The 21754-nt window shown below is 62.3% G+C and carries 22 protein-coding genes and 1 riboswitch; of the genes, 10 read left to right on the forward strand and 12 right to left on the reverse strand.

Annotated elements, in window-relative coordinates; translation table 11 throughout:
* Positions 1 to 42 precede the first annotated feature (42 nt).
* Together ACSW29_RS05010 and ACSW29_RS05015 are read right to left on the reverse strand one after the other, a co-directional pair.
* Entirely contained in the window at positions 43 to 822 is a 780-nt protein-coding gene (locus tag ACSW29_RS05010) for an enoyl-CoA hydratase (protein ID WP_317827599.1), read from the reverse strand.
* The gene (locus tag ACSW29_RS05015; RefSeq protein WP_448276706.1) at positions 819 to 1808 is read right to left on the reverse strand and encodes an NAD(P)H-dependent flavin oxidoreductase; all 990 of its coding nucleotides are present in this window, start codon (positions 1806 to 1808) and stop codon (positions 819 to 821) included. The genes ACSW29_RS05010 and ACSW29_RS05015 overlap by 4 nt, the downstream gene beginning before the upstream one ends.
* A 338-nt stretch (positions 1809 to 2146) precedes the next feature.
* On the opposite strand from ACSW29_RS05015, the gene ACSW29_RS05020 reads away from it, so the two are divergent.
* Positions 2147 to 3370 carry a TetR/AcrR family transcriptional regulator gene (locus ACSW29_RS05020; RefSeq protein ID WP_347871857.1) on the forward strand — a complete coding sequence of 408 codons (1224 nt, stop codon included), beginning with the start codon at positions 2147 to 2149 and terminating at the stop codon, positions 3368 to 3370.
* A 97-nt stretch (positions 3371 to 3467) separates the two neighbouring features.
* Positions 3468 to 3902, forward strand: a complete 435-nt coding sequence (locus tag ACSW29_RS05025) for an OsmC family peroxiredoxin (protein ID WP_317827597.1) — start codon at positions 3468 to 3470, stop codon at positions 3900 to 3902.
* Here the strand turns inward: ACSW29_RS05025 and ACSW29_RS05030 are convergent.
* Positions 3877 to 4359 (reverse strand): hypothetical protein, encoded by a 483-nt coding sequence (locus ACSW29_RS05030; RefSeq protein WP_448276708.1) that lies wholly within the window; start codon positions 4357 to 4359, stop codon positions 3877 to 3879. The two genes, ACSW29_RS05025 and ACSW29_RS05030, sit on opposite strands and share 26 nt — an antisense overlap.
* A complete protein-coding gene (locus ACSW29_RS05035; RefSeq protein ID WP_230816713.1) occupies positions 4356 to 4871 on the reverse strand; it encodes a DUF4352 domain-containing protein in 516 nt (171 codons plus the stop codon). Before ACSW29_RS05035 ends, ACSW29_RS05030 begins: the two co-directional genes overlap by 4 nt.
* 24 nt (positions 4872 to 4895) lie before the next feature.
* Between ACSW29_RS05035 and ACSW29_RS05040 the strand changes: the two genes are divergently transcribed.
* From ACSW29_RS05040 to ACSW29_RS05050, 3 genes are all read left to right on the forward strand, one after another.
* On the forward strand, positions 4896 to 6251 hold the full coding sequence (locus ACSW29_RS05040) for a sensor histidine kinase (RefSeq protein ID WP_448276709.1): 1356 nt from the start codon (positions 4896 to 4898) through the stop codon (positions 6249 to 6251).
* 48 nt (positions 6252 to 6299) lie between these two features.
* Positions 6300 to 6953, forward strand: a complete 654-nt coding sequence (locus ACSW29_RS05045; protein WP_019746809.1) for a response regulator — start codon at positions 6300 to 6302, stop codon at positions 6951 to 6953.
* Positions 6954 to 7029: 76 nt separating this feature from the next.
* Complete coding sequence (locus ACSW29_RS05050; RefSeq protein WP_223257813.1) at positions 7030 to 7674, forward strand: DsbA family oxidoreductase; 645 nt, start codon at positions 7030 to 7032, stop codon at positions 7672 to 7674.
* Here ACSW29_RS05050 and ACSW29_RS05055 read toward each other — a convergent pair.
* Both ACSW29_RS05055 and ACSW29_RS05060 read right to left on the reverse strand, forming a co-directional pair.
* Positions 7653 to 8921, reverse strand: a complete 1269-nt coding sequence (locus ACSW29_RS05055) for a GAF domain-containing protein (RefSeq protein ID WP_448277405.1) — start codon at positions 8919 to 8921, stop codon at positions 7653 to 7655. The two genes, ACSW29_RS05050 and ACSW29_RS05055, sit on opposite strands and share 22 nt — an antisense overlap.
* 77 nt (positions 8922 to 8998) lie before the next feature.
* Positions 8999 to 9778, reverse strand: coding sequence for an acetoin reductase (locus tag ACSW29_RS05060; RefSeq protein WP_230816709.1), 780 nt, complete (start codon positions 9776 to 9778; stop codon positions 8999 to 9001).
* Between the two features lie 219 nt (positions 9779 to 9997).
* Between ACSW29_RS05060 and ACSW29_RS05065 the strand changes: the two genes are divergently transcribed.
* Both ACSW29_RS05065 and ACSW29_RS05070 read left to right on the forward strand, forming a co-directional pair.
* Positions 9998 to 11143, forward strand: a complete 1146-nt coding sequence (locus tag ACSW29_RS05065) for a hypothetical protein (RefSeq protein ID WP_448276710.1) — start codon at positions 9998 to 10000, stop codon at positions 11141 to 11143.
* A 140-nt stretch (positions 11144 to 11283) separates the two neighbouring features.
* Positions 11284 to 13119: an NAD(P)-binding domain-containing protein gene (locus tag ACSW29_RS05070; RefSeq protein ID WP_448276712.1), complete on the forward strand. Its 1836-nt coding sequence runs from the start codon at positions 11284 to 11286 to the stop codon at positions 13117 to 13119.
* Between the two features lie 59 nt (positions 13120 to 13178).
* Here ACSW29_RS05070 and ACSW29_RS05075 read toward each other — a convergent pair whose 3' ends face one another.
* The 3 genes from ACSW29_RS05075 to mhuD form a co-directional block, all read right to left on the reverse strand.
* Positions 13179 to 13955, reverse strand: a complete 777-nt coding sequence (locus tag ACSW29_RS05075) for a CbtA family protein (protein WP_317827592.1) — start codon at positions 13953 to 13955, stop codon at positions 13179 to 13181.
* Positions 13946 to 14140 (reverse strand): CbtB domain-containing protein, encoded by a 195-nt coding sequence (locus tag ACSW29_RS05080; protein ID WP_230816706.1) that lies wholly within the window; start codon positions 14138 to 14140, stop codon positions 13946 to 13948. The genes ACSW29_RS05075 and ACSW29_RS05080 overlap by 10 nt, the downstream gene beginning before the upstream one ends.
* Positions 14141 to 14165: 25 nt before the next feature.
* Positions 14166 to 14303: riboswitch (cobalamin riboswitch) on the reverse strand.
* 88 nt (positions 14304 to 14391) lie between these two features.
* The gene (mhuD, locus tag ACSW29_RS05085) at positions 14392 to 14700 is read right to left on the reverse strand and encodes a mycobilin-forming heme oxygenase MhuD (RefSeq protein ID WP_007726927.1); all 309 of its coding nucleotides are present in this window, start codon (positions 14698 to 14700) and stop codon (positions 14392 to 14394) included.
* Between the two features lie 45 nt (positions 14701 to 14745).
* On the opposite strand from mhuD, the gene ACSW29_RS05090 reads away from it, so the two are divergent.
* On the forward strand, positions 14746 to 15483 hold the full coding sequence (locus ACSW29_RS05090; protein ID WP_317827591.1) for an alpha/beta fold hydrolase: 738 nt from the start codon (positions 14746 to 14748) through the stop codon (positions 15481 to 15483).
* Here ACSW29_RS05090 and ACSW29_RS05095 read toward each other — a convergent pair.
* Together ACSW29_RS05095 and ACSW29_RS05100 are read right to left on the reverse strand one after the other, a co-directional pair.
* Complete coding sequence (locus ACSW29_RS05095; RefSeq protein WP_317827590.1) at positions 15468 to 15893, reverse strand: HIT family protein; 426 nt, start codon at positions 15891 to 15893, stop codon at positions 15468 to 15470. The genes ACSW29_RS05090 and ACSW29_RS05095 overlap by 16 nt on opposite strands.
* A 38-nt stretch (positions 15894 to 15931) precedes the next feature.
* Positions 15932 to 18619, reverse strand: a complete 2688-nt coding sequence (locus tag ACSW29_RS05100; RefSeq protein ID WP_448276715.1) for a LuxR C-terminal-related transcriptional regulator — start codon at positions 18617 to 18619, stop codon at positions 15932 to 15934.
* Positions 18620 to 18844: 225 nt separating this feature from the next.
* On the opposite strand from ACSW29_RS05100, the gene ACSW29_RS05105 reads away from it, so the two are divergent.
* Complete coding sequence (locus ACSW29_RS05105; protein ID WP_448276716.1) at positions 18845 to 19747, forward strand: hypothetical protein; 903 nt, start codon at positions 18845 to 18847, stop codon at positions 19745 to 19747.
* 59 nt (positions 19748 to 19806) lie between these two features.
* A complete protein-coding gene (locus ACSW29_RS05110) occupies positions 19807 to 20832 on the forward strand; it encodes a hypothetical protein (RefSeq protein ID WP_317827587.1) in 1026 nt (341 codons plus the stop codon).
* Here ACSW29_RS05110 and ACSW29_RS05115 read toward each other — a convergent pair.
* A complete protein-coding gene (locus tag ACSW29_RS05115; protein WP_347871966.1) occupies positions 20829 to 21710 on the reverse strand; it encodes an A/G-specific adenine glycosylase in 882 nt (293 codons plus the stop codon). The two genes, ACSW29_RS05110 and ACSW29_RS05115, sit on opposite strands and share 4 nt — an antisense overlap.
* Positions 21711 to 21754: the final 44 nt, after the last annotated feature.

Raw genomic sequence — 21754 nt, forward strand, 5'->3', positions numbered from 1 at the left:
GTCGATTCTCACAGTGGTTTTGTTAACGAAAATTCGCAATGACTACTTGAAGTGCGGTGTGCGCTTCTGCAGCATCGCCATCGCGCCTTCTTTGAAGTCGTCGCCGGTGAGAAGTTCTGCCTGACCGGTATTTTCGAGCTCCAACGCGGCATCGAGGCGGTCCAGCGTCGCCGCATTGAGTGCGCGCTTGGTGAGTTCGAGGGCGCGTCGGGGAGCCTTCGACGTGCGATCGACGACTGAGTCGATGAGTGCGTCGAACGCGTCGTCTGCGACGGTGCGGGACACGAGCCCGAAACGCTCTGCGTCCTCGGCGGAAACCCGCTCGCCCAGCAATGCCATCTCGGCCGCTCGGGCACGTCCGATAGCTGCCGGTACCAGCGCACTGGCGCCGCCGTCGGGCATCAGGCCGATGTTGACGAACGAGAGGAGGAAATAGGCGCTCGATGCTGCGTACGTCAGGTCCGCGGCTAGAGCGATGGACACTCCGACGCCGGCTGCCGGGCCGTTGACCGCGGCGATCACCGGGACCGGGGCGCTGGTGATGGCGCGAATCAGAGAAGTCGCCGCATCCATGACAACTTTCGGGTCTGCGGGGTTGAGGGCGGCTGCCGCAAGATCGGCTCCGGTGCAGAACGCTCGACCGGATCCGGTGATCACGATGGTACGAACTCTCGGGTCTGCGCCGCCCTCTCTGACGGCGCCTGCGAAAGCAGTCATCGTGGGTAGGTCGATCGCGTTCATCCGCTTCGGGCGGTCGAAGGCCAATCGCAGTACACCGTCGGTGATTTCGGAGCGAAAGCCCGTCTCGGCGGTGGCGGTCATGCCGCACTCACGGCGGTGACGAATCCGGGAAGCCGTGAGGTGATGAGGTGTTCGGCCTCTGCGACCATGCGGTCGATCATGTCGGCGACGGTCGGGATGTCGTTGATCAACCCTTGGCTTTGCCCGGCGGACCAGATGCCTGCATCGAGATCGCCGTCTTCGAAGACCTTGCGCCCGCGTGCCCCGGCGACCAGATGCTGGATGTCGCTGAACTGCGCGTCGCCGCGTGCCTCGATGTCGACGACCTCGGCACTGATCGCATTCGCTGCTACGCGTGCGGTGTTGTGCAGGGTCCGGAAAATCAGCTTGGTGTCACGCTCGGTGTTGGCGACTATCTGGTCTTTAACCGATTGCGCTACAGTAGATTCCACGGTGCACATGAATCGAGTTCCCATGTTGACGCCGTCTGCTCCGAGCGCAAGGGCCGCGACGAGTCCGCGAGAATCTGCGATTCCGCCCGAAGCGATCACCGGAATCGTGAGTTCCTGCGTGGCCGCCGGAATCAGAATCAGCCCTGGTATGTCGTCTTCACCTGGGTGTCCGGCGCATTCGAAGCCGTCGATGCTGACGGCGTCGACGCCCAGTCTCTCGGCCTTGACGGCGTGACGAACTGCAGTGCACTTGTGGATCACCTTCACGCCCGCGTCCTTGAAATGCGGAAGATGATCGATCGGATTGGAACCGGCCGTCTCGACGATCTTGATCCCGGATTCGATGATCGCCTGACGATATTCGGCGTACGGCGGCGGCGTGATCGACGGCAGAATCGTGAGATTGACGCCGAAAGGCTTGTCGGTGAGATCGCGGGTCCGAGCAATTTCCTTGACGAGATCTTCCGGAGTGGGTTGGGTAAGGCCGGTCAGGAACCCCAGGGCGCCGGAATTTGCCGTGGCCGCAACAAGTTCTGCGCGTCCTACCCACATCATGCCGCCCTGCACGATCGGATGGTCTACGCCGAACATCTCGGTGAAGCGAGTGCGAATCATCTGCTCACAACTACTTTCTTACGATCGGTCAATCGGCATCGAACTCTAGTGCAGGCGAAGAAAAATCCTGCGCTGCATGGAACGAGCCCGCCAGCGGACTGCGTGCAAGTTTGTGCGAATCATCACTAACATAACACTGGTGTGAGAGCGGGTGTCAAGACTCTTTTTCCGGAATCCGTCCGCCGTGACAGCCGCGTTGTAGGGTTTCGGGTGAAGCCGTACCGGGCGCGAATTGCGACCTTCGCGACGGTTAACATGGTCCGTTCGGACTCGCGCCCCTAGAAGTGCGGTGCAGCGGACGAAGGCAGTGGAAGAAGGCAACGGAAGTGGAGGGTCAGGTGCCCGGACAGACTCGCGTCTCCGTGAGCGGCAGTGGCTCTGTACCACGAACGCGTCCGAAGAATCGGAAGGCCCAAATCGCGGCCGCTGCTGCGGAGGCATTCAGTGAACGTGGCTACCACGCGGTCGGCATCGACGAGATCGCAGCGAAGGTCGGCATCTCCGGGCCGGCCCTCTATCGTCATTTCCCTACGAAATACGCGCTGTTCGTCTACACCGTGAACAACCTGACGCAGGCGTTGTTGGATGCCAGTGATCCAGCTGTGCACGGAAACGAAAATCCACGCGAGCAGTTGAACTCCACGATGGTGGGTGTCATCCGCGCGACGATCGAGAATCGGCGCAGGGGAGGGCTCTACCGATGGGAGGGCAGGTACCTGGTCGACGAGGATCGTGAGCAACTGCGGGTGGGAATGCGCGCGCTCAATCTTCGGATTGCCGAGCCGCTGGCAGCAGTTCGTCCGGAACTCGACCCGGCCGATGTCGAACTCATCGCGCCCGCCGTGCTCAGTGTGATAGCCAGCATCACCGGGCATCGATCTGCATTGTCCGCCAAGCAGATCGAAGCGCTGATTCTTGCAGCATGCTGGTCCGTCATCGGCGTCGAATTGCCCGTTGGCGAGGAGGACGGTGCGAGGGCAGAGGCGTCCGAACGCAAAACAGGCCTCGTACGGACGTCGAAACGTGAAGTGCTGCTTCAGGAAGCAGTGTTGCTGTTCTATCAGCGCGGCTACCACGACGTGAGCATCGAAGAGATCGGTGCCGCGGCGGGTATCAATGCGTCGAGTGTGTATCGGCACTTCGCGAGCAAAGCCGACCTCCTTGCTGCGGCCTTCCACCGGGCGTCCGATCGTCTGACTATGACGTTGGGCTCGGCGTTGGCGGAGTCGGAGACTCCTCTCGCGGCCGTCGAGACGTTGGCGAAGATGTACGTCGAGGTTTCGTTCGGAACCAGCGAACTGTTGGCCGTGTACTTTGCCGAGATCGGCAGCTTGCCGGATCGATCACGGACCGAGTTGCGCAACATTCAGCGTTTGAACGTCGAGGAGTGGGCGCACCTGTGCGTCGAGGCGCGTCCGGAGTTGACGATCGTCCAAGCGCGGTTCCTCGTCCACGCGGCGCTCGGTCTGGTCTTCGACATCGGCAGAATCGTGCACTTTTCCTCGGAGAACTCCGCGCAGGCACGCGTCGAGAAATTGCTGACCGCGACTCTCCTCGGGTAGCGCGTCCGAAACAGTAGGTGTGACGTCACGTATCGCGGGTAGGTTCGTGATCGCAAGGCGTTCACCGAATCATGTGAAGACGGAAGTAGGGACAGCAATGCCAACTCGTACCGCACGCACCGCCTGGAACGGCACCCTCGAAGCCGGGTCGGGACAGGTCGAACTCACCAGTTCGGGTGCCGCGACCTTCGATGTGTCGTTTCCTAAGCGCGCAGCTGAGGAAGCCGGCGGAACCACCAGCCCCGAGGAACTGATCGCCGCAGCACATTCGTCCTGCTACGCGATGCAGTTGTCGGCGCTGATCGCCGAGGCCGGCGGAACCCCGCAGAGTCTCGACATCACCGCGGACGTGTCGCTGGGCCCCGACACGGTCGGCTTCAAGCTCACCGGAATCAAGCTCACCGTTCGCGCCGAGGTCGACGGCCTCGACGCCGACGGTTTTGCCAAGGTTGCCCAGGCGGCCAAGGAAACCTGCCCGGTCAGCAAGGCACTGACCGGCGTCGACATCACGTTGGATGCGGCACTGGACTGATCACCTCGTGCTCGGGCGCCCCCTCCGGCGCCCGAGTGCGGTTGTGTGTGACGACCAGGTAGCTTGCGAACAATATCGGGAGCACCCACAGATCCGAGGGATCGCGAAAGACCACGATCGGCAAGAGCTCGCCGCGGAATCCTCCTGCGGTCCAGCGGAAAAATCCGATCACCCACTCGTACGCGTCGCCGATCGGCGAGACCGTCTTCACCGCGGCGAAGCCGATGCCCGTGACCGCGATGGACCAGTCGATCGCTGCTCGCCCCGCCAGGCTTCGTCCGAGCACCTCGAGAACCGAGAGAAGAAGCAGGGGAAACAGGAACACGCCGGCGACGTCGGACAGCTTGCCTGTCATCGTGTTCCCGAATGCCCCTTTGAGTACGTGGTCGTTGACCAAGATGACGGCTACCGAGACCAGCGCCCACGGACTCAGCAGCAGATCGCCCGGGCGGTTCACGACAGGTTGATGGTTGCCGAGCCGGACGAGAACAGGTCGCACTTGAACTGAAGGCGAAGACCGGTCGCGGTTTCAGGCACCTCGTAGGCCAATTCGCCTCGCTTGGCAGCGCCCGGCGCAAGTTCTCCGTCGACACTCGACGTGCTGCTGTCGGTGAACGTGATGTTGTACGACTTGTTGGTCGAGTCCTGCAGTTCGAAGCACATCACCGATGACACAGTCGACGGCTTGTCGCTGTTGTTGGTGACCTCGGTGTCGACGACGATGTAGCGATTTCCGGGATCCGCGGTGATGAACTGATTGGTCGAGACATAGGGATCGACAACGCCGTGTACCTGGACGCGCCAGTCGCCCAGTTCGACGACGTCACCGATTCCGAAGGCAGCCGCGGGTGCGGCGGAAGAACCGTTGTCGTCGACCTTCTTCGCTTCGTCGGTCTCGCCCGAGGCGATGGTTGCGAACAGGGCTGCGCCGACGGCGAGGAGGGCGAGGGGAGTGCGGAGTGATCGCATGATGTGCGCCTTTCGAGAGTTGGTATGGCACAAGTCAACGATGTGGGGACCCTCCACCGCTTCAGTCGAAAGATCGGTCCGCCTCATCCTTTCGGTCGGAGCCTGGCGGTTCGTCCACCCGTTCGGCTGATTCGAGGCGTCGGTGGCGGTCGATACGCTTGCTCGGTGATCACCACCAAAGGAACTGTTGTGCGACTACGCGTGTGGACTACCGCCGCCGTTGCGTTCAGCATCTTCTGCTCGATCATGACGGTGACCATCGCCGGTTCGTCGGGAAACATGCCACCGGTGTTGGTCGGTATCGGGTTCGTCCTGGGTGTGGCCGGTGGGATATCGCTTGTCTGGCGCCATCAACATCCCTGGGTGGTTCTGGCGATCACGCTTGTCGGCCCGCTGTTCTTCCCCACTGATGCGACGGCGGCGCTCATCGCGTTGTTCGCCGTTGCTCGGATCGCGCGTGGGCCTAGGCTTGCAGCCGCTGCGGCAGCTGCTTTCGTCGTCTGCGGAATTTCGTTGACCTACGACGCTTTTCGAAATCGTGAGTACTCCGTTCTCACGATGGGCACCGCGAAACCCAAGGACGGTTCGGCGGTTGTTCAATACGACGTCGCCATCTGGATCCCGTGGCTCGTCGCGGCCGTCATGGTCGGCATCGTCGTGGCGCTCTCGCTCCTGATTCGGACCAGAACCGAACTCGTCGAGGCCGAGTACGTACGGGATCTGGCCACTGAGAAAACCGACGTGATGCGCGACGAGATGATTCGCACCGAAGAGCGAACGCGGATCGCTCGAGACATGCACGACACAATCGCGGCCAGTCTGAGCCGGATTTCGTTGTTCGCCGGTGGGTTACAGGTCAGCGCGGCAGACAATCCCGAGAAGGTCGTCAACACCGCTGCGATGATCAGAACCACCGCGCACGAGGCTTTGGACGAATTGAAGGGAATCGTCGGAGTGCTCAGGGGGAGCGGTGATCGCCGCGAACACGGCGGGCATCAGGGGATCGACGCGATCGGCGATCTGGTCAACGGTGCACGCGCCGCCGGCATTCACTGCCGTCTCGAATCGGAGTTGCTCCCGGGTGATGTCGGAATGTTGGCGGGGCACGTCTGTTATCGCGTCGTGCAGGAGTCACTGACCAATGTCCAGAAATACGCGAGCGATCAGATGCTGGTCATTTCGGTGACCGGGTCGCCGCACGACGGAATTCGTATCCTCGCACGCAATAGGCTCAGCGAGCTTGCACCCATGACGTCGATCGGTTCACGGTCCGGCCTACGCGGGTTGGCCGAACAGGCGAGGGAGATCGGCGGCAAGGTCGAGGCAGGCGCGCTGGGGGACGATTTCCTTGTCAGTTGCTGGGTGCCCTGGTCGTCGTAACCCTCCCACCCTCCAACCGTCGGAGGCTCTGGGTAATCTGAGCGCACTATGGACGCTGACTCGCGCATCACAGTTTTGATCGTCGACAACGACGCGTGGGTTCGGCGCGGAATGAAGGACATCTTGGAAGCAGCGCCGGACATCGTGGTGGTTGCCGAGGCCGAGGACGGCGATCAGGTCGCGGCCAAGGTCACTCGTTTTCGTCCCCACGTGGTGCTGATGGATCTGAAGATGGCACGGGTCGGCGGCTTGGAGGCCACGCGTGAATTGATGACCATGAGCAATCCGCCGAAGGTCATTGCTATGACCGCCTTCGACGTCGACGACATGGTTGTGCAGGCAGTCGAGGCGGGCGCGCACAGTTTCCTGAGCAAGGACGCAGCTCCGCAGGCGTTCCAGCAGGCAGTGCGGGTAGTGGCGTCAGACCACTCGTTGTTCAGTTGCGATTCTCTGCGCGCCATCGTGGCCTCGTCGCCGCGTCGGCAAGCGCCTGATCAGACTCCGCTCGCTTCGCTCACCGAGCGTGAGCGTGAAGTGCTGACAATCCTGGCTACAGGCGCGGCCAACAGCGTCATCGCGGAGCGGCTGTACCTCGGTGAGACCACCGTCAAGACGCATATCTCTTCGTTGTTCGCCAAGCTCGGTGTGCCCAACCGGGTGAGTGCGTCGTTGATCGCGTTCCGGTGTGGTCTGGTCACGTGATTCTGTGGCCTAGTGACGTGACTCGGGACTAATCCCGACCCTGTTCGTTGTTGCACCTTCGGTGACTGATCAAATCGTGATTGACCAAGACGTGACCATCGAAGTGTGGTCGGACGTCGCTTGTCCGTGGTGCTACATCGGAAAGACCAGGTTCCTCTCGGCGCTGGATCGTTTCGAGAACAAGGACCGCGTCAACGTCATCTGGCGCTCGTACCAGCTCGCTCCGGAGACCCCAGTGGGAGAGGGCCGAACAGAACTCGACGCCTTGGTCGAGATGAAGGGGATGGCGCCTGATCAGGTACGTCAGATGTTCGCCCACGTCAGCGCGACGGCCGCCGAGGTCGGGTTGACCTTGGACTTCGAAACCGTGATCGCCGCCAATACCTTTGATGCGCACAGGTTGCTGCATCTCGCCGGTGAGCGGCAGAACGAACTCCTCGAAGCGCTGTTCAAAGCGCACTTCAGCGACGGCAAGGTGATCGACGACCGTGAGGTGCTGGTCGAGCTGGCCGTGAGCGTCGGCCTCGACGCCGACGTCGTGCGCGAGCAACTCGACTCCGATGCCGCAGCGGAGGCGGTACGCGAGGATCTGTCCATGGCGCGCCAACTCCAGGTCAGCGGCGTTCCGTTCTTCGTTGCCAACCGTGCGGTCGCAGTATCCGGCGCTCAGCCCGAAGAAGTGTTCTTGCAGTTGCTTACTCAGGCCTCCGAACCGGCCTGAGTAAGGCGAGCGGCACGAACTGCCGGCGCGTTGGAAAACGGCAACAGGTGCGCGCCGTTCACGGGGCAGGACAACGTCACCAGGGCTGCATCGACGAACCGGTACGGCTGCGCTGCAACAACTCCGGCGAGGTTCTTTCGCAGACGCGACATCTCGGCCCGCGCGGTCACCGTGCGGGCCGGGTCGCCGAACAGATCCTGCGCCAACCGAGATGCAGTCAGTCCGCGCCTCTCTGATCCGAGGAGAAACAGAATCTCCGCATGGCGCTGGGTCGGGGAGTACGCCCATTCGCCCAAACCGGACGTCACGGTCACCGACATGTTCTCGGAATCGCGCAGATCGATATGCACGGTGGGAGCGGTGATCTTCTCGCCGGTGGTGACCGGCCGAACCAGCCACCCGCCGGGAAGCGGATCCAGTTCGCACAGGCCCAGGGCGGGGAACCATGTCCTGCCGGGAGTCAAAGCTGCGGGGAGCAGCACGCGCGAGCGATGGGGTAGCGCGTCGACCGCCGCGACCCATCCGTGGGTGTCGATCACCAATGCGGGTGATCCGCTTCGTGCAAGCATCGGCCCTGCAACAGAACGTAGTTGATCGAGATTGTCCCGATGCTTGTCGCGCAGGTGTGATTGCGCGAGGCGTGCGACGGCGTCGACCAGAGCGAGCGTCGTGGGATGGACGGTCTTGGCAGGACCACTGATGTCGACGACGCCGATGACACGGTCGTGCCGCGGATCGCGGATGGGTGCCCCCGCGCACGTCCACGGATGATGGCTGCGCGCATAGTGTTCCGCCGAGAAGATCTGAACTGCCTGTCGTGACACCAATGCCGTTCCGATGGCGTTGGTGCCGACGCTGTCCTCGGCCCAGTTCGCCCCTTCGATAAATCCCAGACGCGCAGCCTGGTCCAGTACGCGATGGGACCCGCTGCGCCACAGTACAGTTCCGCGAAGATCTGCGACGACCATGATGTTCTCACCGCTCGCGGTGACCGATTCGAGCCCACGCGTCACGTCGTCGAGCACGTCGTACAGTCCGGACTCACGACGACGGAGATCGAGTTCGGCTACGTCCATGGACGGTTCGATCCGGTTGTGCTCGGGGTCGATGCCGAGTTCGCGCAGACGCTGCCACGATTGGCGCACCACGTCCCTGGGCCGGGCCGGTGCGCGGTCTCCGGCCATCGTCGCGTCGTACACCGCGGCGAGGGTCCTCGCGTAGTCGCGAGGATCCTCGCCGGGCGGCATCGCGGGCTCGGGCAACCGCTTTTTCAGTGAAGACACCGCTTTCAGTGAAGACACCGCTTTCAGTGAAGACACCGCGGTCAGCGGTAGACGAGGCCGCCGTCGATGAGACCGGCCTGACCGGTCATGTAGTCGGAATCGGGCCCGGCAAGGTACGAGACGAAACCGGCTACATCGTCGGGGGTTTCAGCTCGACCCAGTGCAATTCCGCCGACGAACTTCTCGTAGGTGGCGCCCTCCGGCGCACCGGTCAACTCGGCGAACCTCTTGTCGATCGTCACCCACATGTCGGTGCCCACGACGCCGGGGCAGTACGCGTTGACGGTGATTCCGTCGGATGCGTATTCCTTGGCCGCAGCCTGAGTGAGGGCTCTGACCGCGAATTTTGTTGCGCTGTAAACACCTAACATGGCGAACCCGTCGTGACCGGCGATGGACGACGCGTTGATGATTTTTCCGCGCTGACCGAGCGTCTGGAACTTTGCTGCCGCGGCTTGAATTCCCCACAGGACACCGTCGACGTTGACGCTCCAGATCTTGGAGACCTCTTCCGGCGTCGCATCGGAGATCGGGCCGACGAGAGCGATTCCCGCGTTGTTGACGATGACGTCGAATCCGCTCAACTCACTGTGCGCGTGTTCGACTGCGGCGTGAACCTGCGCGCGATCGCTGACATCGGCGATAAACGTCGTCACACGACGCCCGATCTGTCGAATCTCGTCGGCAACTGAGTCCAACTTGCTCTGGTCGAGGTCGACCAACGCGATGTCGGCGCCGTCGTGGGCCAGGCGGAGAGCGATTCCACGTCCGATACCTTGGCCGGCGCCGGTGACCAGTACTACCTTGCCCGTGATGCTCATGCAGATCTCCTCGTAAGCAGTGAACCAGTCGGTTGTGAACCGGTGAGTGATTTGTATGTGACGGCGACCACAGTCCGGAAGGGTTGCACCGTGTTGCAATTCCGGAGAATGGGGCAGCGGTTGCAACCCTCGGCAACCCTCCCGGTACCCCGCGCGACGGTTCCATAGTTGCGCCACCACTTCGCGAATCATCTTGCGAGACAATCTGGGAGAGGGCACATGACCGCTACAGTCGACACACCCACGGAACCGGCCACGCCGAGCCGACAACCGTCACGCCGCTGGATCGGGTTCGGGATCGCGAACCTCGTGATCGTTCTCGTGCTGGCCGTGGCGAGTTGGTATCTTCTGGCCGATCCGACCACCAGTCCCTGGAGTTTCTATCCTCTGCCGTTCAACGCGGCGCTTTTCTGGGCAATCCTCTTTGTTGTGTTCATCGGCTTCAACTGCGAGTTCGCCGGCTTCGATCGACTCCCGCAGCCGGCGAAAGGCCTGGCGATCATGGTCGCGACCGCGGTCTTCGCCGTCGTCGTGACGTGGCTCCTGGCAAACGGCTTGGGGAGCTTGTACCCGGATTTCGCGGCCGATCGTGAGGGCGGCCTCGGATATTTCGCGGGTGCGCTGTTCGTGCTCTTCGGCTTCGGGACCTGGGTGATGGTGGTCCTGAACTGGCAGCATTGGCCGTGGACTTCCCTAGGGATGAAGCAGCCGTTGGTGGGTTTGTGTGAGATCGCGTTTGTCGCCGTCCCGACGCTGGCGCTGTACTTCGTGTTCGGTCTGCCGTCCGTGTCGCTGTCCGCCACGGATCCGTTGATGACCGTCGACACCGTACTCGGGTGGTTCTACTGCGTCGTGGTGGTCGTGATCCTGACCGGCCAGACGCTCGACAACTGGCCGTGGCGACTGTTCGGCGGCGGCGGAAAGACGGCGCTCGCAGCCACGATCGGTAACTTTGCCGTGGGAACAGGCTTGTACTTCGTGGCACTTCCGGTTGTGAAGGTGCTGGTGGGAAGCGATGCCGTTGCAGAGTTGGGCGGTGTGATCCATCAGTTCCCGGCGCAGCTCGGTGTGTGCTGGGCCTTCTGGATGATCTTCTGGGCCAACGCCTTCGGTAACAAGCCCACGGGCTTTGCGGGCGGGGTCAACCTGGGGATCCGCGCGCTGCTCACGTTTGTGCTCGCGGTGGTCACATTCTTGTTCTATTACCGCTTTGCGGCAGAGCACATTCTTCACGAGCCGGCAGTTGTCGACGGATTGCACGGCAATGCACTGGGTTTCGTGGATTGGGCCGTGTTGTGGACGTTGTTCTACGTCGTAGGATTTCAGTCGCTGGGACTCGGCAAATTCAAGCCTTCGGAGGGGTGAGTCGGTTGCCCGCACATCGGTGCGAGCAACCGGTATCGGACGTCGGCACCGCGCCCGCTGATTGCAACAGACTGCAACGCTTGTGACCGGGGCCACTCATGGGATGTGCTGTGTGTCACATTCACAAACAAGGAGAAGTGATGACGCAAACCATCGATTCCGCAGTCACCCCCGAGGTGAAGTTGACGGCGGTGACACCTCAGGAACGCGTCGACGCCTGGCTGGCGGATTTCGAGTCGGCCCTCGCGGCTCGTGACATCGAGCGTGTGGCAGGCAAATTTGCACTCGACAGCTTCTGGCGAGACTTGGTGTCGTTCACCTGGAACATCAAGACCGTCGAAGGTCGCGAGCAGATTGCCGACATGCTCTCCGAGCGTCTCGACGACACCGATCCTTCGGGATTTCGGACGACCGAGACACCCGACGAAGCCGACGGCGTCACGTCGGCCTGGATCGAATTCGAGACTGCAACCGGTCGCGCGCACGGGCACCTTCGTTTGAAGGGAGATGAAGGTTGGACCCTGCTGACGTCGCTGCAGGAATTGAAGGGACACGAGGAAGGTAAGGGCACTCGCCGGCCTCGTGGAGCGAAGCACGGAGCAGACCCGAACCGCGTCACGTGGGCCGAGCAGAAGGAGATCGAGGATCGCGAACTCGGTTACACCACACAGCCTTACGTCGTGATCGTCGGCGGCGGGCAGGGAGGCATCGCCCTCGGTGCCCGGATGCGCCAACTCGGAGTTCCGGCCATCGTGATCGACAGCCACGAGCGGCCGGGCGACCAGTGGCGCGGACGCTACAAGTCCCTGTGCCTGCACGATCCGGTTTGGTACGACCACCTGCCATACATGCCGTTCCCCGACAACTGGCCGGTGTTCGCGCCCAAGGACAAGATCGGCGACTGGCTCGAGATGTACACCAAGGTCATGGAGGTTCCGTACTGGAGTTCCACGACCTGCACCTCCGCGTCGTTCGACGAGAAGACCCAGGAATGGACAGTCGAGGTCAACCGCAACGGCGAGAAGTTGACGTTGCGTCCCAAGCAGTTGGTGATGGCGACGGGTATGTCCGGCAAGGCCAACGTGCCGACGTTCCCCGGGCAGGACAAATTCCTCGGCGATCAGCACCACTCGAGCAAGCACCCCGGCCCGGATCAGTACGTGGGCAAGAAGGTCGTCGTGATCGGGGCCAATAACTCCTCGCACGACATCTGCGGAGCTCTGTGGGAGAACGGCATCGACGTCACGATGGTGCAGCGCAGCTCGACGCACATCGTGAAGTCGGATTCGCTGATGGATCTGGGCTTGGGTGATCTGTATTCGGAGCGCGCGCTCGCTGCCGGAATGACGACGCACAAGGCCGATCTCACGTTCGGTTCGCTGCCGTACCGGATCATGCACGAGTTCCAGATCCCGGTGTACGACGCAATCCGTGAGCGCGACAAGGACTTCTACGATCGCCTCGAGAAGGCGGGTTTCGAGCACGACTGGGGCGACGATGGTTCGGGCCTGTTCATGAAGTACCTACGACGCGGCTCGGGTTACTACATCGACGTCGGTGCGGCCGAACTGGTTGCCAACGGGGACATCAAGCTCGCGCACGGCAACATTCGTGAGCTGACCGAGAACAGCGTGATCCTCGAAGACGGTACGGAACTGCCTGCCGACGTGGTGGTCTACGCGACCGGCTACGGCTCGATGAACGGCTGGGTGGCGGATCTGATCGGTCAGGACACCGCGGACAAGGTTGGCAAGGTGTGGGGCCTCGGCTCGAACACGACCAAGGATCCGGGACCGTGGGAAGGCGAGCAGCGCAACATGTGGAAGCCGACGCAGCAGGAAGCGCTCTGGTTCCACGGCGGCAATCTGCACCAGTCGCGGCACTACTCGCTGTACCTCGCGCTGCAGTTGAAGGCGCGCTACGAGGGCATTCCGACGCCGGTCTACGGGCTGCAGGAAGTGCATCATCTGAGCTGAAAAAGAACTGCTGTGCGCCTTCGTCAACCGCGGGCGGTTAACAAAGGCGCACAGCAGGTTCAGCGAAGGGCGTACTTCTTTGCCACGTCGGCGTTCTTGGTCGCGCGCTCGGTGAGGAAGGCAAATGCCAATCCGAGTACGAGCCACAGCGTCGCCTGCGTAGCGAGCGAGGAAAGTCGGAACTCCCACAGCAGGTTTGCCGGGAAGTCCTCACCCACCTCGTTGATGCCGGGAAGCGAGAGGTAACCGATCGCGACGATCACCAGGAACGCAGCCACCGGAGCAGCGATGCGCACGCTGAGGAACTCGTGTCCTGAAACTGCCTTTGCCGCCGCTGCGGCCGCTGTGACGGACAGCAGTCCGAGAATCACGGCAGCCAGCCACAGCAGTGTCCGCTGGTTGATGGTGTCCGGGTCTCCGACGGCCGGCGGATTGGCCGGGTACTTGAAGAACGGCACGGCCTCGATGGCCAGCCAACCGCCGACGGCGATGGTGATCGCCAACAACGGCCCGGACATTCCGGTGAGTCGTCGCGCGTAGTTGGCGACAACCGAGAAGATCGCGCCGAGTGCGAGTCCGGCCAGCGCAGTGGCCAGGAACAGCCCGGCGCGCTGCCCGTCGCGGCTCACCAGTGGTTCTTCTTCGTCGCCGTGCGAATGCCCAGCGGCTTCGCCGGCATGCTCACTGGCTGCACTGTTGGCTTCTTCGATCGCAATGGCAGCGTTGACGTGTGGTTCACCCAGCACGAACGCAACACCGCCGGCAAGAATGCCCGCGATCAAACCAGCCAACAATCCACGAATGAGAAGCTTCGTGAAATTGTCGACTAGTGGCACGGCAGGCCCATCAAGTGGCGTCCGTCGTGCATCAATTCATGCATGTACATGCCGGTGCGAGAGACCGCGCCCTGGTCGAATCCGACCAGGTAGAGAGCCAGCATCGCGAACAGAACTACTGCAGCGGCGAGGAAAGCAAGACGAGTCGAATCGATCGACGTATCGGGAGAATAGGCGAGAGCCATCGAAGCCTCCTGGGATTTTCGCGTCCCCTAGGTCCATGCGATGGCCGAAGTGTCTGGCTGTCGAAATAGCCGTACCGAAAAGGCACTTCACCTCGAATTACAGTGGCGCGACCGCTCCGGGGTTGCACCGGATTCCTGTCGGACCATCGCGTTTACAAGCGAACTTTTGCACTACCGCCCGCTCCGTGTCAACGCGCGAACCCGAGATGACCGTCGATTGTGCCCGCACGAGCGGGCACAATCGCTCGCGATCAGCTCTTGGCGGCTACGTCCAGGACAACTTCGAATTCAAGCAACGACGCACCCGAAGCGACGGGCTTCGCTCGTTCGCCGGAGTGTGCTTCGCGGGCGGGGCCGTCACGCCAATCGGCGAACGCCTGTTCGGACTCCCACTGCGTCACCACGAAGTAGCGGCTCTCGCCGGCGGTGGGGCGGAGGAGCTGGAACCCGAGGAAGCCCGGGGAGTTCTCGACTGCGTGAGCGCGTGCTGCGAAGCGCTTCTCCAGTTCGGGGCCGGCGCCCTCGGGGACTTCGATTGCATTGATCTTCACGACTGCCATGCAAGCGACATTACCCGCGTAGCCTCACCGCGTACCGTGACACTCGTGTTGCATGACGAAGGTGGAACGGGCCAACCGATTCTGTTGTTGCACGGCCTCATGGGCAGCTCCCGAACGTGGCGTCGCCATGTTCCGTGGATCCGCGAGTTCGGCCACGTCTACACCTTCGACGCTGCCGGTCACGGCAGGCCGGCGCCGTCAGAGCTGACTACCGAGGCATTCGTCGACGACCTGGCATCGGCCGTTGCCTCCATCGAGGAGCCGATCACCGTGATCGGTCATTCGATGGGGGCTCTGCACGCGTGGTGCTTCGCCGCCGCGCATCCCGAAAAGGTTTGTGCGCTGGTCCTGGAAGACATGGCCCCGGACTTTCGGGGACGCACCGCTGCGGACTGGGCGCAGATGATTTCGGCGTGGCCGCAGCCGTTTGCTTCCGAGGACGCGATGAAGGAATTCTTCGGCCCCGTCGCCGGTCAGTACTTTCTCGACTCCTTCGACCGTCGCGACGACGGGTGGTACCTGCACGGCGACGTGTCGACCTTCCGCGACATCTCCGAGGAATGGGGCACGAGGCATTTCTGGGATCAGTGGAAGGCGATCGAGGCACCGACCTTGCTGATCGAGGGGGAGTTCACCATCACCCCCGAAGGACAGATGCGAGAGATGGCCGAGCGGCCGCAAACCCGGTACGTACGTATTGCCGACGCCGGTCACCTGGTCCACGACGATCAACCGCAGCGTTACCGCGACGTCGTGACGAAGTTCCTTCAGACGGTGAGCTGACTGCGGATCGACGAGCCCACCTGCTCCAGTTCGACGGCTCGTCTGGCCAGAAGTCCGGCAGCGAACTTCGCCTTGTCGCCGCGATGGCGGGGGACGACGTGCAGGTGCGAGTGGAACACGGTCTGGCCCGCGGCGCGACCGTCGTTGACCAGGAAGTTGACGCCGTCTGCGGCGATGTCGCAGCGACGTAGAGCGCCGGCGATGAGCGTCCCGACGCGGAACATCTCTGCGCCCTCATGGCTTTCGAGAGCATCGAGGTTTTCTGCATGGCGCTTGGGGACCACCAGAGTGTGTCCGCGACTCACGGGTCTGGCGTCGAGAAATGCGAGAGTCGTCTCGCTCTCGTGAACGAGAATCGCCGGCTCGGTCAGTGCGACGATCTTGCAGAAGACGCAGGTATCGGTGCTCATGTCTACAGAATGTAGTCCGAATCAGATCCGACCCGGGACTACAGCAGGCGCAGTTGGCGTGCCTTCGTGATCGCTTCGTTTCGATTGTGTACGTCGAGCTTCTTGTAGAGAGTGCGTAGTTGAGTCTTGACGGTGTTGACGGAGACGTACAGTTTGTCCGCCATCGCGGCCGACCCCATTCCGATCGCCAGGAGTGAGAGGACCATCTGTTCGCGTTCGGTCAGCTCCACGATGTGCACGAATTCCGGAAAGGAGTCAGCCCGAGGCGTTTTCGCGAATTCGGCGAGTGCTCGCGAATTCGACTTCGCCATCGATTCGAGTTTCTCGACGTCCGCCGATGAGATGGTCGCGAACGAACGCAGAAGTCCGGTCTGATCCGCGATACTGCAGGCTCTGGACCATTCCTGCGCCGCGAGGCGCGGCTCACCCAATCTGGAGTGTGCAACCGCTTGCACCAGAAGCGATTCCATCTGTGCTCGCGGATACGACTCGCCGGACCAGTCGAACTGGTGGCAGAGGGCGACCGCGGCTTCGTTCTGGCCGATCCGCTGCCGTAGGCGTGCCACCGACGTGAGGGTCCACGGATTGGCGGCAGGATCGATGATCTCCTTGGCCAGTGCTACGGCATTGTTCCCCTGTCCGAGAGCGAGCAGGAGATCGATCTCGGCGGATTGCATCAGTGGGAGTGCGAAAGATGTAGCCGTGTACTGCTTGGAATGTGCTTCGATCGCATTGTGGAGCAACAGTAGTGCCGCAGTGTGGTCGCCGGAGGTCAAGGCGAATTGGCAGTGCGCATAGACGACGAATGCCCACAGTTCCTCGGTGTCGGAAGGAAAACCGAGTTCGGTCAGTGTCCCACGTGCGTCGTCGAAGTCGAGTGTGTCGAGAGCCGTTAGCGCCCGTGCTGTCAGGCCGGCGATCTTGACCACAGGTTCGAGCCAACCGCCAGGATCCGGATGCTTTTGCTCGAGTTCGAACCAGTATGCGGCCTGGCGAGGCTCACCAGCCAGCGCCCAATTCAGTGCGGCACTACCCGCGGAGTTGCGAGCGATGAAGTCGACTCCGTGAGACAGTGCGCCGTGGTATGCCATTCGGGCCTTGATCGTGGATTCGGTGAGCCTGCCGCTCAATTGGAAATTGATCGCCCATTGAAGCCGCATGAGAGGGAGCTGTGCACTGACCGCTTCCGGGTTGTTCTCCAGCGCACTGCGACTGAGGTGAGACAGGCGCCGGGTGGTTTCTGCTGCGAGCCCGTACTCGCCGGCCATCCTGAGCATGATCGATTGAACGCAGGCAATGCTCAAGGCGTCCTTCGCGCCGGCTTCAGCGCCGAGATCCCACAGTTCTGCCGGCGATTCGGGTAGCAAGTCGACTACCGTCGAGCGCTCGCTCGGATGCATCGTGAACAGTGCGCGCCCCGCCTCCACAGCAGAGTGTTTGTCTGCAGCTTCCGCCGGAATCCGTTGGAGGGCAGAGCGAACCGAGTCCAGGCTGTGGACGATCATCGTCACCCAGTGTTGCTCGACGATGTCTACGGCCAGGGTCCAGTTCTGTGCCTCGACAGCGTAGTCCAGTGCCGACGCGTGATGACCGTGGTCGAGTCGGTTGTGCGCGAGGAATGAAAGACGTTGCGCCGGATCGACTCCAGCGCGGGTGTGGCGCGCGAGTATCGATCGACGGATTGCAGGCGGCAACTCCCATGTTTCTTCGGCTTCGGTCTCGACCCGCGACAACAATCCGGCTGTCTCCAGTATCGCCAGGCGCACGCGAACCTGATGAACGGTCTCGGCATCCTCAGGGTGTTGGGACTCGAACAGCATTGCGGCGATGTCGACGGTGATCGATCGCGCAAAGGCCGTCGCGAGCAGGAACTCGAGTTGTTTCACATGATCAGCGGTCGTGAGAACGGATTTGTTCACGTAGTCGTCTATCGCCTGCGCGATGTTCTTCCTGATCATCTGCTCGCGGTTGCGGCTACCCGATGCCTGGACGGCGGGAACGGCGACGCGAACCAGCGCTGGCAGCCCACCCGTCAGGGATGTGATTTGTTCGGCATCACCGTCAGTCGTGTGTACGTCAGCTTGTGCGAGCAAATGGGCGGTATCGGCTTTCGTGAACAACAGCTCACTCGCGCTTATCACCTCGTGGTCGGTGTCGAGCAGGTACGGCTCGCAGAACATGCCGAAGCCCGAGAGCGTGACCACGAGGTCCAGGTTGTGGCAGAGGGTGAGGAGTTCGATCAACTGATCGTCCAACTCTGGTTCCGATATCAGATCCGGCCTGATCAGCACGAGCAGTACGGGGCGGCTGAGGGCGTTCAGTGATTTGGCGACAGCGGTGAAAGGATCGGCGAGATCGTCGACGTCGGGCAGTGCGATTCCGGCAGCGTGGATTCGATCGAGAACAACGGCCCAGAAATCTTCGAGTGTCGACGAGGGCTGTGGGGCCGAGACCCACACGAGTACTCGTTCGGATGCCAGGTGAGCGCGCAGCCACGATGCGATCAATGACGATTTCCCGTGGCCGTTCGGTGCACGGACGATGGTCAGGGCGGCACGTCGGTCAAGTTTTTTGAAGAGCGCTTGCCGGGGAATCGACGTCGCGAGAGTGCGCCTTTCGGGAATAGCTGCCCAGTCGTGGCCGTCCATCCCGAACATCAGCGCGGACCCTTTCTGCTTTCGCGCCCCGCAGTGATTGAAGAGTTTGGGCGGATTGTCTCGATCCATCTATCTACAGGGAGGAGCGTAGCTGGTGCGAATCCAGAGCGTGCCATCCCGGGCAATTCACCCGGGAATTCACCCTGGGTGAGGGAAGTTCACCCACACAATCACGCCGTCACCATTGGCTTTCGAGTCCCTCGAGCGACTTCTATTGAACGTAGCTCGGGATTCGCCAAATGTAGCCGCGAGCGCCTGTCGGGGGCCCCGAGAGTCAGACATCGAAGGAGCGTCGTGAGAACTCGTCTGTCAGAGGTGTGGTCGGAGGGCGTTGTCGTCGGACTCCGGCCGAGAGCGTGGCGCCGAGGTATCGGCATAGTTGTCGTGACCGGAGCCCTGGTGGTCGGCGCTGCTGCGCTCGGCGTGCTTCCGATGCAGTCGGATGTTCGATTGGCGGCTGAGAGAGAGTTCGTGCCTCCCTTCACCGTCGAGCTGACGGCGATTGACGGTGCGCCGCCCTTCGATTCCACTGACGGTCCAGGGCTCGATTCGGGACCGTCCAACGGCATTATCCGAGAGGGTGATCCGGTGACGTATGTCATCGACATCGGTGTCCGGGGCAATCCGCTCTCCGACGTGGTCGTGCAACTTCCGGTGCCTCGAGGTTTCGTTCTGCCGTCCGTGCCTGACTACTGCGGAGACGGCTCGGGTGTCGACGAGTTCGGGTTACATTGCCTGATAGGCAATCTGGAAGCCGACCGGTACTTCACCCGAACGGCGACGATGACTGCGGGAAAGCGGGTAGACGCCGACGGTCTACCGATCGCTGCACTGGTCACCGCAGATCAGGGGGCGGTTCGCGTGCGGTCGGGCGATGTCACCGTGCGGGTGGCGACCACCGCGGGAGTGTGTGATCCACACGGGATTTCTGTCGGTGGTCAGAGAAGCCAGGGGACTGCTGTCTCGGCAGATGGACGAATTTCAGGTCTGGTGACATCGGGCATCTCGGAGGCGGTGGTGATCAACGGCGTCGATCAATGCGGGCACGCGACAGCGCGGACGGTGAAACCATTCGAGGGTCACTTCTCGTTTGTCGGACTACTACCGGGGACGTATCGCGTCACGGTCGACGGCCGAGCGCCGGTGGACGTAGTGCTGGAACCAGGTGCAATGGCGGTCGGTGGCCTGACGTTCTGATACAGCTTCGCAGGAATGGCAACACTCGTAACAGTCAGTAGCAGTCGATGGAGGATCCAGTGCGTGAAAGCCTGGGCGTTGTATTCGAAAATCAGTCAATTTCAACAGCTCTCGTAGATGCGGACACACCCCTTCTGGGCTCGATCGACGAGTTCCGTCACCCCTGGGGTGCAGACGGGACTGTTCCCTCTCCGCAAGCGTCGGCGCGCGCACTCGCCTCCGCCGCCGAGGTCGCTACCGGTCGAGCCCTGCGCTCGAATCTGTGTCCCACGGTCGTCGGAGTGATGTGCGAGCGTGCGGACGTGCGCGAACTTGTCTCGGATTCGTTGTCCTCCAGTCCTTTCGAGAACGTCGAGTTGGTCAACGGTCTCGACGCACGGCTTGCCTACTTGCGGACGGTCGACGCCCTGAATGGTGTTTCGCCGATTCTCGCGTTCTGGCCGGACGGCGGCGAGACCGTGATCGCTGCCGTCGACCCGAGAGCAGGCGTCGTGGACTCGGCGCATCGTTACGACACCGCTGAGTTGCTTGCGGACAGCTCGACATTTGCTGCGACATTGGATCTCCTCGTCGCCGAACGAGACCCTGCGCCCAAGATGCTCGTCGCGATGCTCGTGAAGGAAGACTCTCGACAGCCGTCCGCGGAAGCCGCTGAACTGGCAGGTCTCGGCTTCCTGTTTCTCGGCGAGCGGACCCAACTGGCGATAGGCGCTGCGCTGGTAGCGGCCGATCGCGGAAGCAAAGTTCGGTCCGGTGGCGGCATGGCTGTCCGGCCCGTCAACAGGGTCCGGTGGGCGGCGGCAATAGTACTGCCGCTTCTACTCATGCTGACGGGGTTGCTGATCGCGCTGTCCCCAGACGGGTCGCGCGCGGTGTCCACGGATCGCCCGAACGTCGGCGCCGAGCCGACGACTTCGATCAGTGGGCCTCCCCCCGGCGCTGACCTACAGATTCCGACACTTGCACCTTGCGACCCGGTGGTGCCTGCCGTTCCTGCTGTACTTCGGCGTTCTGATCCGGAAGTCGCACCGCTCCAGACCGACGAACCCACAGCCGAAGAATGCAACCCGCTGCGAGCCGGCTAAGCCGTACCCTCTCCGGCCAGCGCAAACAAGCCGTCATCGGTTTGCTCGACCAGTCCGTCGACCAGCAGTGAATGCAGTGCGCGGTCACGCTGACCCGGATCGGTCGGCCAGACGATGTCGAGTTGCGCGCGCTCGACCGGACGGTGACTCTCGCGAAGAACGGCCATCAATTTTCCACGAACCTGGCGATCGGTGCCCGCGAACTTCTGCACCTTCCTGGGCGGTCCGGTGTGTGCCGGTTTGCCCGACGCGACCCACGCGCAGTTCGGCAAAGGGCAGTTTTCGCAGTTCGGTGTCCGCGCAGTGCAGATCAGTGCGCCGAGTTCCATGAGAGCTGCGCTGTAGGTAGCGGCGCGCGCTCGCGCCTTCGGTAGAAGTGCCGCAACGTCGGCGAGGTCGCGCGTGTTGGATGGATTGCCAGGTTCCGCATTGCCATGTACGGCCCGCGCAACTACGCGTCGTACGTTGGTGTCCACTACCGGTACTCGCTGTCCGTAGGCGAAGCACGCCACGGCGCGGGCGGTGTACGAACCGATTCCCGGCAGCGAGAGCAGGATGTCGACGTCTTCTGGCACCACGTCACCGTGCTCGGACGCCAGGACGCCGGCGCATTCGTGGAGGCGTAACGCGCGTCGCGGGTAACCGAGTTTGCCCCACGCGCGAAGCACTTCTGCCTGACTGGACGCTGCCATCGCCGACGGAACCGGCCAGCGCTCTACCCACTCTTCCCAGATGGGCGCAACGCGCACCACCGGAGTCTGCTGGAGCATGATCTCGCTCATCAGGATCTGCCAGGCACTGACGCCCGCACGTCGCCACGGCAGGTCACGGGCCGTATCGGAGTACCACTTCAGCAGCACCGAAGATTCCACTGCCACCGCTACCGACACACTCCTCGAACCTGCGCTCCCGGCCGACGAAG

It is taken from the genome of Rhodococcus sp. GB-02, from assembly GCF_053470465.1.